Raw genomic sequence first — 419 nt, 5'->3', positions numbered from 1 at the left:
AAGGATGTATCATTGGCTTTGTAATTGCCGTAGAAGCAATAACCATTCTCCAGCAGGTTTGCCGCCTGCGCGTTGGAAATGTTGGACGGTGTAAGGCCTGAGAACTGACGGAACATCAGCGTCGTCCGGCCATTTGCCCGATTGGGGTTGATGGACGCTGCCCATGAAAGCGCAGCCGCAGCAATCAACGTGCCATTGCCGTCAGCGTTACATACGCATGTCAGGCCCGGTGTGTTGTTGGCTTTTACTGTTGCCCCGAATGTTGCGGTCGCATTGGCTGTCAGGATAGCTGCATCTGCATCCTGAATAACGCCCCAATAGCGGTTAGGATTAGCAGCCATCCACGTAGCAATGGCTGTTTTGGCCGTAGCGTCTGGCTCCTGAGCAAACATGAAACCAGACCAATCGCCCTCTGCATC

Annotated in this window: 1 protein-coding gene; it reads right to left on the bottom strand. The window is 53.7% G+C overall.

All coding sequences use genetic code 11. From position 1 onward, the window contains the following. Positions 1 to 392 (bottom strand): DUF3383 family protein (locus CS062_RS25545; RefSeq protein WP_233218255.1); only part of this gene is annotated, 392 nt, incomplete at its 3' end. Between the last annotated feature and the right edge of the window lie 27 nt (positions 393 to 419).

The organism is Roseateles chitinivorans (assembly GCF_002761755.1).
Taxonomy (GTDB): Bacteria; Pseudomonadota; Gammaproteobacteria; order Burkholderiales; family Burkholderiaceae_C; genus Roseateles; species Roseateles chitinivorans.
This window is presented reverse-complemented; position numbering and strand designations above follow the sequence as displayed.